Raw genomic sequence first — 12,575 nt, 5'->3', positions numbered from 1 at the left:
CCTGCAATTTTTCCTCATTGCTGTTGGGTTGTCCTTGTTCCGGACTTTCAGCTTGTTGCTTGTCCGGCTGACTGTCATCAGCGTGCTCACCGTTCGGTGCCGCAACCGCCCCGTCATTGTCTTTCTCCGAAACAGGCTTTGCTGCCATATTGAAGTAAACCTCCAGTTTTTCACGGGCAGCTCCCTCACGGTTGTCAAGGTCGGCCACCAGCTCCCCATGTTCCAGCAGCAGAATCCGTGTACTGATGTCTACGGTATGGCCCAGGTTATGGCTGGATACCAGGACGGTGGCCCCCGTCTGCTCGTTGTATTCCTGAAGCAGATACTTCAGTGCCATCTGTGAACTCGGGTCGAGGAAGTTGAACGGCTCGTCAAGGATAATCACCTGCGGACGATTGATCAGCGCGGCCAGTATACCCACCTTCTGCCGGTTACCGGCCGACAGGTTGCGTATCAGCTTCTGCTGTCCCATAATCTCTCCGTTCATAAACCGCTCATAAGGTTGCAGGCGTTCACGTACCGTCTGTGAAGTCAGTCCGCACATCCGTCCCACAAAGTCGAAATACTCCTCCGGCGTCAGATAGTCTATCAGAAAACTCTCATCCAGGTACGCCCCGGTGGTCTCTTTCCATTTCTCATTCAGGCATACATTCACATCTCCAATTGTGACACTGCCGCTGTCTCCCTGCAGCAAATCAAGCATCAGACGGAACAGCGTGGTTTTTCCGGCCCCGTTATTTCCCACCAGACCGATTATTTCACCTTCCTCAATACTGAGCGAAGGGATATCCAGTGCAACTTGCCTGCCATATGTCTTTCGTAAAGAATCAATCGTAATCTTCATAATGCATCATTATTTCTATCGGGTATTTCTGAATCCTTCCAGATTCTGGTATTTTCTCTTCATCATTCGCTGATAAATGTTTTTCAGCCACCACCGGTGCATGACGATGCCTGCCAGTCCCAGGACAATCAGCGCCCAGTAGGCCGCTTCTTCTCCCAGCATCAAGGCAAGCAGTTTGTTGATGAGCAAGGGAACCGTGAAGGCACCTATGGCAGTGATGAACTGATACATGTTGTTGGGCTGTTGTTTGCCGATGGCTGTCTGGTTCAGCTGAGTGGTCTTGCTGTTGGTGACGGCTACCTGCATCATTGCCGCAAAGACTACGCCGGCCGTAAACAGCATGTAGGCCACCGACATCAGGAGGGGAATGCTTCCCTCGATAACCGGTATCAGGCTGAAGGCAAACGGCAGAATCAGGAACGCGCAGTGAATGTAATATTTGGCGCGCAGCAGGTGGTAGATACTTTCTTTACGTACCAGCAGACCGTCAATGTAGTTTCCTTCGGCCGACATCAGCTGGTTCAGACTCATGGTACCCAGGATACAGTAACAGTAAAGACAGACGAAATTATTCATGTAGCTGTCGTCTCCGTATACCTGGAAAGCCAGTGCAGCGGCAAACATACCCATCAGCACCATAAAACCCCAGAACTGGTTGCGGGGAAGTTTGTTGCGGAAAATCAGTTTCAACTCCAGCCGCATATAGTCGCCGATGGTACCGAAACGGTCCAGGAAACCGGTCCAGTTGCGGCGCGAGACTTTCGTCGTCTCCGTACGCGCTACTTCCATCTTGATCATGCGCAGCTGAACCCGATAATTGATATACACCAGTACGGCAATTCCCGCCAGTACCGCCAGGAAGGAGAGAGGATTCCACAGAATGCATCCTTCACCCCAGTCCATGCAGAAACGGCTCACCCAACCTTTCTCCGGAAGAAACTCCAGCAAGGCCAGAATGCCATAGACCAGTACGGCCCAGAGCAGATGCAGGAAGCGATGCTTCTTCAAGACACGTATCAGCAGGCTCCAGTAACAGTTCATTACCATGAGCAGCCAGATTCCCAACAGATACCCGATTACCCCCGTCAGTCCGTAGAAGCGGGTAACGGTAAGCAAGGCGAAGGGAGCAAAGAAGAATAGCCAGAACAGATTGAAGGGCTCCAGTCCCGAAATGGCGAGGAAGGTACCCAGTACTTTTCTTCTGGCTACGGGCAGCAACAGGTAAGGCTTGATTTCCTGTATCGGATCCGGGAAAATAAAACGCACCAGAAAATCCAACACCAGGAAAAAGACCAGCACCTGATTCAATATATGATAGGGTTCCATGTTCGGAAAGCCCTCCCGCAAAGCAAAAGACAGCATAACTCCCAGAAACAGGAGATATGCTGCCCAAAATGCGATTCCCAGATAAATCAGAAACTTGGCAAAGCGGTTCTTGTCGTACATAGGATTCCGCTTTGCGGCAAGTTTCCGATTTTTTCTTATTTCAAGAAAAAGCATGATTCATCCGTTTTATTTGGTATCACCTGAGGTCATGCTTACTTCAATACGGTTCTGCTGCGAGAAGAGTGCCTTTGCAAATTGCTGCAGGTCGGCACCCGAAATACCGTTGATGGTCTTGACATAGTCGGTAGCCGAATCCGTGCCCTCCCAGAAATAACTGTAAAGCACGCCCATCCAGTAACCGTTTTCCTTCTGGTTCTGTTCGTAAGTCTTCAGCATGTATTCCTTCACCTTCTTCAGCTTGTCTGCGTCCGGACCGTTGGCAATGAAGTCATTCATGCCTTTGTCAATCAAGCCCACCATCTTCGCGCGCTTGGCAGGGTCAGTGTCAAAGTAAACCTGCAGAGTAGCCTGTACAGAAGGATACTTGCTCAGTTCACCGCCTACCTGTACACCGTAAGAAGCACCTTCTTCTTCACGTACGGTGTCGGTGTACTGCATGGTCAGCAGCTGCGACAGGATACTCATCATCAGTCGGTTCTTCAGTGTATATTCGCACTGGCCGTTACGGACGATGAAGACAGTCGCCTTTTCTGTCTGCAGTTCCTTGTGGAATACATTCTTATACTGTCCCTTGCGCATAGCCATCTTTTCTGTAAAGTTCTCCTCACGATGGATAGCCGGCAGTGAACCCAAGTACTTTTCAATCAAAGGAACGGCAGTAGCCTGATCGATGTTACCTACCAGGATGAAAGTAAAGTCGCTCGCATCCTTGAAACGGTCCTTGTAAAGTTCCATGATACGGTCGTAATCAATCTGGTCCACCATCTCCGGTGTCATGAACAGGTTGCGTGGGTTGTTGCCGTACAATGCCATGCTGATAGAATCGCTCAGCGCCTTGTTCGGGTTGGCGTTCATGTTGGCCAACTGAGCCTTCAGACGAGTCTTGTAAGATTCAAAAGCAGCCTGGTCCTTGCGCGGAGCCGTAAACGACAGGTAAGTCAGCTGCAGCATAGTCTCCAGATCTTTCGGAGTACAAGAACCGTTTACCGCTTCAGTCAGCATACGAACAGAAGCAGAGGCAGAAGCCATCTTTCCGGCCAGTACCTTCTGCAGGTCGATGGCACTGAAGTTGCCCAGTCCACCCAGTGAGACCACCGCATCAATCATGCCGAACTGGAGTGCATCCTTGTCGTCGAATACCGAATTACCTCCGTTGCTGAACGACTGCATCTTGATTTCATCCGCCTTGAAGTCGGTCGGTTTCAACACCACCCGTACTCCGTTGCTCAATGTCAGGACAGTCGTACCGAAGGCTCCCTGTTCCGTTTTCACTACCTTACCCGGCTTCGGTTCTTCCGCCATCAGCGGTTCGTTGGAAACCTTGTCGACATACGGTTCCAGTTTCTCGTTCTTGATTTCTCCCAGCCACTGCTTGATTTCAGCCTCGGTAGGATATTTCATTTCCGGTTTGTCCGGACAGAACAGGCTGATAACCATGTTGCTGTCGCTCACCAGTCCCTGGAATACCTGATTGATCTGTTCCAGTGGAATATTCGGTACAATCTGTGACATTATAGCGTATTCATCTTCGATGCTCGGCATCGGTTCGTTGTCGATGAAATGCGATACGCACTGCTGTACATAATTGCCGGTTCTCACCTTGTTTCTTTCATTATAGGCTCTTTCGATGGCACGCAGGTAATCGGCCTTGACACGTTCATACTCCGTAGCCGTGAAGCCGAAACGGTGCGCACGCTCAAATTCCTTCATCAGTGCAGTAAAGGCAGTGTGTATTTCTCCTTCCTTCGCTACCGCAACTCCCTGATAAGCCTGCTTGGTCTTAGACATGATGAAATCTCCGTCCGAAACTCCGGCACCGATGAACGGCGGATTGGCTGTCTGAGTCAGCTCAGCCAGACGGGCATTCAGCATACTCTCGGTCATGCTCACCATGTACTGATAAGCCAGGTAACCGATCTGATTCTTCATGCTGACAGGGAAAGGATCGTGCTTGTGGAACACGGCAATCTGTGAAACCTGCTGCTCCTTGTCCTTGTTGATGGTGATGATCGGTTCCTTGTTATCAGGCACCGGGAAATACTGGCGTTCCGCCGGATTGGCCGGCATCTTGATGGAACTGAACATCGACTTGATTTTTCCTTCAATCTGGTCTACGTTGATGTCACCCACAACGATGATACCCTGCAGGTCGGGACGATACCATTTCTCATAATAATCGCGAAGAGCCTGATAGGGGAAGTTGTCCACCACTTCCATGGTACCTATTGGCAGACGATACGCATAGCGGCTGTCGGCAAACATTTTCGGGAAAGCCGATTCGTACATACGCATCATGGCACCGGTACGGGTACGCCATTCTTCATGAATCACTCCGCGTTCCTTGTCGATTTCTTTCGGATCGAGGGTCAGGTCGTCTGCCCAGTCGTGCAGAATCAGCAGACAGGAGTCGATGATTCCGTCACGGATGACCGGTACGTTTGAAATGTTGTACACGGTTTCATCCACGGCCGTATAGGCATTCAGGTTGGCTCCGAACTTCACACCGATGGATTCCAGATATTCTCTCAGCAGATTACCCGGGAAGTTGGTCGTTCCGTTGAAACACATATGCTCCAGGAAGTGAGCCAGTCCCCGCTGGTTGTCTTCTTCCAGAATAGAACCCACCTTCTGCGCAATGTAGAAGTCGGCCTGCTTTTCCGGCAGCGCATTGTGCCGGATATAATATGTCATACCATTCTCCAGTTTTCCGATTCTTACGTTCGGGTCGGTTGGGATGGGAGGCAACTGCTGTGCCAAAGCCACCGACGCACCTCCTGCGAGAATGACAGCGACAAATGTTTTTCTGATAAAGTTTCTCATTATCGTATTTGTTTTAATGTTATATCCTTCATGTTTCTGAGGTCAGCATCGGATCAGAGCAGACCTTTTTCCGACAGGTAGCGCTCTGCTTCGATGGCAGCCTTACAACCGCTTCCGGCAGCTGTGATGGCCTGGCGGTAGTGGGGATCGGCTACGTCACCGGCAGCGAATACACCCGGAATTCCGGTACGCGGGGTGTTGCCCTCGGTAATGATGTATCCGGTCTCGTCAGTCTTCACCCAAGGTTTGAAGATGGCTGAGTTAGGCTGGTGACCGATGGCCAGGAAGAATCCGTCGATGGCTACGTCATAGCGTTCTTCGTCAGCTTCTCCCAGACGTTTTACTACGTGCATGCCTTCTACTCCGTTTTCGCCGTACAGACCGACTGCATTATGTTCGAACAGTACCTTGATGTGCGGGTGGTTCATCACGCGTTCCTGCATGATCTTGGAAGCTCTCAGGAAAGGCTTGCGTACCACCAGGTACACCTGACTGGCAAGACCTGCCAGGTAGATGGCTTCTTCACAGGCTGTATCTCCACCTCCCACTACGGCTACCGTTTTCTTGCGGTAGAAGAAACCGTCGCAGGTAGCGCAGGCACTTACTCCCATGCCGGCATATTTCTTTTCGTCTTCCAGTCCCAGGTATTTGGCCGTAGCTCCTGTAGAGATGATGACGGTATCAGCAGTGATTTCCTTGTCGTCATCGATAAGGAATTTATAAGGAGCCTCGCTCAGGTCGGCTTTGGTGACAATACCGTTGCGGATCTCAGCGCCGAAGCGGAGAGCCTGCTTCTTCAGGTCGTCCATCAGTACCGGACCGGTAACACCTTCCGGATAACCGGGGAAGTTTTCCACTTCTGTAGTGATGGTCAACTGGCCTCCGGGCTGGATGCCTTCATATAATACAGGTGAAAGGTTTGCACGACTGGTATAAATAGCTGCCGTATATCCGGCAGGTCCTGATCCGATGATCAGACATTTTACGTGTTCTGTTGCCATAATTATCGTTTAGTTTAAAATGATTTCAATTAAATAATAAACAAAGATATATCTTTTTTCAATTTCTCTCGTCTCTCCGATGCAGAAAGTTATATTTTTGATGGAATATTGTCGGGAAAAAGTTTAAATTTGCTTTCCAAAACGATTGTATTTTATTAACCAAGACAGATTATGTATAATTTTAGTTTTCAAAATCCGACCAAACTGATTATGGGTCGGGGCATGATAGCCACACTTGCCGAGGAAATTCCGGCAGGTAAAAAAGTGATGATTACGTTCGGCGGAGGAAGCGTGAAGCGCAATGGGGTATACGACCAGGTGGTTGCGGCATTGAAGGGCTTCGATACAGTGGAGTTCTGGGGCATCGAACCGAATCCGACAGTAGAGACACTGCGCAAGGCCATTGCACTGGGCAAGGAAGAGAAAGTGGACTTCCTGCTGGCAGTGGGCGGCGGATCGGTTATCGACGGAACCAAACTGATTTCTGCGGGACTGTTGTACGACGGGGATGCCTGGGACCTGGTGGTAAAGGGAAGCGCTTCTCAGACAGTTCCTCTGGCTACCGTACTGACTTTGCCGGCTACCGGTTCAGAAATGAATAACGGAGCGGTTATCTCACGTACGGAAACCAAGGAGAAATATGCGTTTTATGCCAACTATCCGGTATTTTCTATCCTGGATCCGGAGGTGACATTCTCACTGCCCGACAAACAGATTGCCTGTGGTATAGCTGACACGTTCGTTCACGTACTGGAACAGTATCTGACAAAGACCGGAGTGTCAAGAATCATGGACCGCTGGGCAGAAAGCCTGTTGCAGACTCTAGTAGAAATTGCTCCGCTGATTCGTGAGAACAAGCAGAACTACGATGTGATGGCCGATTTCATGATGGCTGCCACCATGGGTCTGAACGGCTTTATCGCCATGGGTGTGCCTCAGGACTGGGCTACACACATGATCGGACATGAGATTACGGCCCTGACCGGCCTGACTCACGGTCACACACTGGCCATGGTAATGCCGGGTACGATGGACGTGTTGCGTGAATCGAAAGGTGATAAGATCATGCAGCTGGGAGCACGCGTATTTGGCGTGACTTCGGGTACACATGACATGCGTATCAACGAGACTATCCGTAAGACTGAAGAGTTTTTCCGTTCACTGGGACTGACTACCCGTCTGAGCGAGGAGAACATCGGTATGGATGTGGTTGACGAAATCGTAAGACGTTTCAACGAACGCGGAGTACATTTCGGAGAAGATGGGCTGGTGACAGGTGAGGTAGCCGGAAAGATCCTGATGCGGATTATGTAATGATTGAATCATAATAGCGGAATCGTATTTATACAAGGTATTGATTCCGACAGAAGGTATAAAAGAAAGGTTCCGTGGAGCAGTCTGAGACTGGCTTCACGGAACTACTAGATTTAATTAAAGTCTTTTTGTTATTAGGGGAAAAATCTATAAATTTGCAATTGGCTCTAAATAACAGGAATAACAGGATAAAATCGATTAAAAGTTGTTTTGCTGAAAAAAGAGAGATGGAAAATGAAATACTAGGAACAGATATTTATTAAAGACTTCTTGTTTTGCGGCAAGAATGAATTATATAATCAGTTGAATGATTTTCTCATTATAAAGATGAAATCAATGAATTATATTTATGGAAATAAAAGAGAAACTAACTTTAGAAGATATAGATAAACTAATTCTTAAAGAAGAAGAATTAAGTCTATCGTCAGATTTGAAGATACAAATAAGTGAATCTTACGAGTTTCTAAAAGAATTTTCAAAAGAAAAAGTAATTTACGGTATTAATACCGGTTTCGGGCCTATGGCTCAATGGAAAATTGAAGAAAAAGACCTGGAAAAACTACAATACAATATAATTCGTAGTCATTCAACCGGAGCTGGAAATCCGCTTCCTCCTCTTTATGTAAGAGCTGCTCTTTTGTCAAGAATTATGACTTTTATTAAAGGCCATTCTGGAGTACATATCAATAGTGTTGAATTATTAATACAGTTCTTCAACAATAAAATTTATCCTATAATACCTGAACATGGAAGTGTAGGGGCAAGTGGAGATTTAGTACAGTTATCTCACTTGGCTTTAGCTCTCATTGGAGAAGGAGAAGTTTTTTATTTGGGAAAAATAATGAGATCATCTGATGTACTTGATCAGCTTGGACTTAAACCTTTGAAAATGTATATTCGTGAAGGACTTGCTTTGACTAATGGTACTGCAGTTATGACAGGTATAGGTTTGGTTAATCTGCTTTTAGCAAAAAAAACTGATATATTGGTCTTTAATTGCTTCAGTCATGATGAATGAAATTGCATCTTCTTATGATGATTTTATGTCAGAGGTACTTAACGGTCTTAAGATGCATAAAGGGCAAAATATAGTAGCTGAACAAATGAGAAAGATATCCTTAGGTAGTAAAAGACTACGAAATAGGACAGAAGAACTTTACCATCCCCAAGAGGTAAATGTATTTCAACATAAGGTACAGCCTTATTATTCATTAAGATGCATACCGCAAATATTAGGACCAATCTATGATGAATGGGAAAATGCAAAAACAGTTTTAATAGATGAATTAAATTCTGTTGATGACAATCCTATCGTTGATAAAGATCATAACACCGTCTTACACGGAGGAAATTTCCATGGAGATTATGTTTCTTTTGAAATGGATAAGCTGAAGATATCTGTTACTAAATTAACCATGTTGACCGAAAGACAGATGAATTACTTGTTCCATGATAGAATCAATGGAATATTACCACCATTCGTTAATTTAGGTAAGTTAGGACTTAATTATGGCCTTCAGGCTTCACAGTTTACGGCAACATCTACTACAGCTGAGAGCCAAACATTATCGAATCCAATGTATATACATTCTATTCCAAATAATAATGACAATCAAGATATTGTATCAATGGGAACTAACTCGGCATTAATATGTGCACATGTAATTGAAAACTCATTTCAAGTCATGGCAATCCATATGATGGCTTTAGTTCAGGCGGTAGATTGCTTGAAAATAGCAGAAGACTTAGCCCCTAAAACAAGAATTTTATATAATCAAATAAGGAATATTGTTCCGTCATTTACTGAAGATACGCCGAAATACGAAGAGATTAGAAAACTAGTTACTTTCTTGAAACAATAATAAAGGGATTTTGTATGTCATACAGCACTAGTAAATATGCACTTGTAACAGGCGGCAGTAGAGGCATAGGAAGAGCTGTCGCTATAAAACTTGCGCAAAGTGGATACAATATTGTAATAAATTATGTATCAAATAGAGAACAAGCGGAGGAAACTCAAAAAATAATTAAGGAATTAGGTGTAGAAGCTGAGATTCTGCAGTTTGACGTTTCAAAAAAGGACGAAGTAAATGCAGCTATAGAGAAGTGGAAAAACAGTCACGGGAATGACTATATATCAGTATTGGTGAACAATGCTGGGATAAGAAAAGATAACCTGCTCATATGGATGCCAGAAGACGATTGGTCTCAGGTGCTTAATATAAGTTTAAATGGATTCTATAATGTTACACATGCTTTATTACAGAGTATGCTTGTGAAGAAATGGGGGAGGATAATAAATATCGTATCCTTATCCGGAATAAAAGGAATGCCGGGACAAGTAAACTACTCTGCTGCAAAAGGAGGTGTAATAGCAGCGACTAAGGCTCTTGCACAAGAAGTAGCAAAAAAGAAAGTTACGGTAAATGCTGTAGCTCCGGGATTCATAGAAACTGATATGACCAGTGATTTGAATCAATCAGAATTGAAGGCGCATATACCAGTCGGAAGATTTGGCAAGCCGGAAGAGGTCGCGGAGCTTGTAAATTTCTTGGCTTCTGATTCAGCAGCTTACATCACAGGAGAGGTTATATCTATTAATGGAGGTATTTATACTTAAGAATATATGAATAGAAGAGTTGTAATAACAGGTATGGGAATCTATTCCTGTATTGGCCAAAATAAAGAAGAGGTACTTAAATCATTGTTTGAAGGAAAGTCAGGTATAGGTCTGGATCCCAAAAGAAAAGAAATGGGATATCGCTCTTCTCTGACTGGAATTTTAAAGACACCGAACCTAAAGAACCTATTGGATAGAAGACAAAGGTTATGCTTGCCAGAACAAGGACAATATGCATTTGTAGCAACAAAAGAGGCCTTGGAACAAGCTGGTATAGACCAGGACTATCTGAAAAACAATGAAGTAGGAATACTGTTTGGTAACGACAGTTGTGCGGAGCCGGTAATAAAAGGTGCTGATATTATAAGGGAGCAGAAAAGTACAGTCATGGTTGGTTCAGGGAACATATTTCAAACCATGAACTCAACAATAACCATGAATCTGTCCACAATCTTCAATCTGAAAGGAATAAACTTTACAGTGTCCGGAGCTTGTGCAAGTGGTTCTCATGCTATAGGTTTAGGTTATTTACTTATAAAACAAGGGCTACAGGATTGTATAATATGTGGTGGAGCCGAAGAAGTAAATGTTTTCTCTGTTGGGAACTTTGATGCGTTAAGCGCATTTTCCATTAGAGAAGATGAGCCAACAAAAGCATCCCGACCTTTTGATAAGAACAGAGATGGTTTAGTACCAAGTGGTGGTGCAGCCTGTGTAATTATTGAAAGTTATGAATCGGCAATCAAGAGAGGAGCAACCATATTAGCAGAGATAATAGGTTATGGATTCTCTTCAAACGGTGATCACATATCTGTACCTAATGTAGATGGGCCAACACGTTCTTTAAGAAGAGCTATTCAAGATGCCGGAATAAACATCAATGATATTCAGTATATAAATGCCCATGCGACATCAACACCTATAGGTGATTTCAATGAAGCAAAAGCGATTAATGAGGTTTTTGGTGATCACAAACCTTTTGTTGCTTCAACAAAATGCTTCACTGGTCATGAAATGTGGATGGCCGGAGCCAGTGAAATCGTTTATTCAACATTAATGATGCAAAATGATTTCATAGCAATGAATCTCAATTTCGAAGAACCGGATGAAGCATCTGCTCTATTGAATATACCCACACAAAGAATAGACATGCCTTTTGATACTTATCTGAGCAATTCGTTCGGATTTGGTGGCACAAATTCATCATTAATAGTAACTAAATTAAAATAAAGAGAGATATGACAAAAGAAGAAATTATTGAAAAAGCTCGCACAATCCTGGCAGAAGAGTTTGAAATAGATGTTGATACAATCACATCAGATGCGTCTTTAAAGGACACATTAGGATTGGATAGTCTTGACCTTGTAGATGTTGTAGTTTTAGTTCAGCAGAACTTTGGGGTTACATTGACTGGTCCTGACTTTGTAGATGTAAAAACTTTCTCAGATTTTTATGAATTATTGGAAAGGAAAATAAATGCATAAATCAGTGAAACGTAAATGGAGTGGAAAATCAAGAGGAGGAAGATTAGGCTATCTGTTTTTTATTTACACAATAAAATTACTAGGAATTAAGATTGCCTATTGTTTCTTGGCCTTTGTCGTTATCCATTTTATTCCTTTTGCACCAAAATCCACACACGCGATATGGCTATATAATAGGAAAAGACTTCATTACGGCACACTTAAATCTATACTGAAACTGTACCAGCATTATTATGTTTTTGGTCAAACTTTAATTGATAAATTAGCGATAAAAAGCGGTCTGACAAGTAAATATCATTTTATCTTTGATAATTATCAAAGATTTATTGATATTATAGATAACAGTAATGGCGCTATTCTGATAGGTGCTCATGTTGGATGCTGGGAAGCAGGTGCAGCATTTTTCGGTAATTATGGGAAAAAGATTAATATTGTAATGTTTGATACAGAACATCGCGATATTAAGGAAGTAATAGAGGATGTTTCAGAAAAGCAGAACTTTAAAATTATACCAGTCAATGAAGATACGTTAATTGCCATGATAAATATAAAAATGGCACTTAACAATGGTGAATATGTATGTTTTAATGGAGATAGGTATTTGGATGAAAATTCATCCATAAATTTAGATTTTCTAGGTGGACAAGCCAAACTTCCCATAGGCCCGTTTAAGATTGCCAATAAATGTAGGGTTCCAGTTGTATTCTATTATTCAATGCGAGAAAAGGACTGTACATATAGATTTATCTTTGAAGAAGCAGAAATAACTAAGAACACAACAACAGAGAATTTAGCAAATCAATATATCAGGTCTTTAGAATCAATAGTTAGAAAATACCCACAACAGTGGTTTAATTTCGTAAGCTTCCAAAATTGGCGTATTGACTAGCATGTTTCTTTCCCATACCTTCGTGCTAAACTTAAAACTTGAAAGATTATGTTTAGCGAAAAAGATTTTGAAAGACTGTGGTTCCTCTACAAGACCG

General features: G+C 43.9%; 8 protein-coding genes and 2 pseudogenes. 6 read left to right on the top strand and 4 right to left on the bottom strand.

Annotation, left to right across the window (positions count from 1 at the left end):
* Window positions 1-145: 145 nt before the first annotated feature.
* From H3001_RS14575 to trxB, 4 genes and pseudogenes are all read right to left on the bottom strand, one after another.
* A pseudogene (locus H3001_RS14575) lies at window positions 146-844 on the bottom strand (ABC transporter ATP-binding protein); the annotation flags it as partial.
* Window positions 845-859: 15 nt separating this feature from the next.
* Window positions 860-2,344, bottom strand: coding sequence for a DUF5687 family protein (locus H3001_RS14570; RefSeq protein WP_181215317.1), 1,485 nt, complete (start codon window positions 2,342-2,344; stop codon window positions 860-862).
* Between the two features lie 12 nt (window positions 2,345-2,356).
* Window positions 2,357-5,170: a M16 family metallopeptidase gene (locus H3001_RS14565; RefSeq protein WP_181215316.1), complete on the bottom strand. Its 2,814-nt coding sequence runs from the start codon at window positions 5,168-5,170 to the stop codon at window positions 2,357-2,359.
* A 53-nt stretch (window positions 5,171-5,223) separates the two neighbouring features.
* Window positions 5,224-6,171, bottom strand: a complete 948-nt coding sequence (gene trxB, locus H3001_RS14560; protein ID WP_178243445.1) for a thioredoxin-disulfide reductase — start codon at window positions 6,169-6,171, stop codon at window positions 5,224-5,226.
* Window positions 6,172-6,342: 171 nt separating this feature from the next.
* Here trxB and H3001_RS14555 point away from each other — a divergent pair, with 171 nt between their 5' ends.
* From H3001_RS14555 to H3001_RS14530, 6 genes and pseudogenes are all read left to right on the top strand, one after another.
* A complete protein-coding gene (locus H3001_RS14555) occupies window positions 6,343-7,485 on the top strand; it encodes an iron-containing alcohol dehydrogenase (protein ID WP_181215315.1) in 1,143 nt (380 codons plus the stop codon).
* 349 nt (window positions 7,486-7,834) lie between these two features.
* A pseudogene (locus H3001_RS14550) lies at window positions 7,835-9,347 on the top strand (HAL/PAL/TAL family ammonia-lyase).
* A gap of 14 nt (window positions 9,348-9,361) precedes the next feature.
* Window positions 9,362-10,105: a 3-oxoacyl-ACP reductase FabG gene (gene fabG / locus H3001_RS14545; protein ID WP_181215314.1), complete on the top strand. Its 744-nt coding sequence runs from the start codon at window positions 9,362-9,364 to the stop codon at window positions 10,103-10,105.
* A 6-nt stretch (window positions 10,106-10,111) separates the two neighbouring features.
* Complete coding sequence (locus H3001_RS14540; RefSeq protein ID WP_181215313.1) at window positions 10,112-11,335, top strand: beta-ketoacyl-[acyl-carrier-protein] synthase family protein; 1,224 nt, start codon at window positions 10,112-10,114, stop codon at window positions 11,333-11,335.
* A gap of 8 nt (window positions 11,336-11,343) precedes the next feature.
* The gene (locus tag H3001_RS14535) at window positions 11,344-11,589 is read left to right on the top strand and encodes an acyl carrier protein (RefSeq protein WP_181215312.1); all 246 of its coding nucleotides are present in this window, start codon (window positions 11,344-11,346) and stop codon (window positions 11,587-11,589) included.
* 4 nt (window positions 11,590-11,593) lie between these two features.
* Complete coding sequence (locus H3001_RS14530) at window positions 11,594-12,478, top strand: LpxL/LpxP family acyltransferase (protein ID WP_181215311.1); 885 nt, start codon at window positions 11,594-11,596, stop codon at window positions 12,476-12,478.
* Window positions 12,479-12,575 lie beyond the last annotated feature (97 nt).

The sequence above is a fragment of the Phocaeicola faecicola genome, from assembly GCF_013618865.1.
GTDB classification, from domain to species: domain Bacteria; phylum Bacteroidota; class Bacteroidia; order Bacteroidales; family Bacteroidaceae; genus Phocaeicola; species Phocaeicola faecicola.
Note: the sequence above shows the minus strand (reverse complement) of the source record. Positions and strands in the feature narration are given on the sequence as shown.

Bases quoted from the DNA above. Each gene is read 5' to 3' on its own strand.
- H3001_RS14565 (WP_181215316.1), bottom strand. From the start codon at position 5,170: ATGAGAAACTTTATCAGAAAAACATTTGTCGCTGTCATTCTCGCAGGA.
- fabG (WP_181215314.1), top strand. From the start codon at position 9,362: ATGTCATACAGCACTAGTAAATATGCACTTGTAACAGGCGGCAGTAGA.
- H3001_RS14555 (WP_181215315.1), top strand. From the start codon at position 6,343: ATGTATAATTTTAGTTTTCAAAATCCGACCAAACTGATTATGGGTCGG.
- H3001_RS14570 (WP_181215317.1), bottom strand. From the start codon at position 2,344: ATGCTTTTTCTTGAAATAAGAAAAAATCGGAAACTTGCCGCAAAGCGG.
- trxB (WP_178243445.1), bottom strand. From the start codon at position 6,171: ATGGCAACAGAACACGTAAAATGTCTGATCATCGGATCAGGACCTGCC.
- H3001_RS14540 (WP_181215313.1), top strand. From the start codon at position 10,112: ATGAATAGAAGAGTTGTAATAACAGGTATGGGAATCTATTCCTGTATT.
- H3001_RS14535 (WP_181215312.1), top strand. From the start codon at position 11,344: ATGACAAAAGAAGAAATTATTGAAAAAGCTCGCACAATCCTGGCAGAA.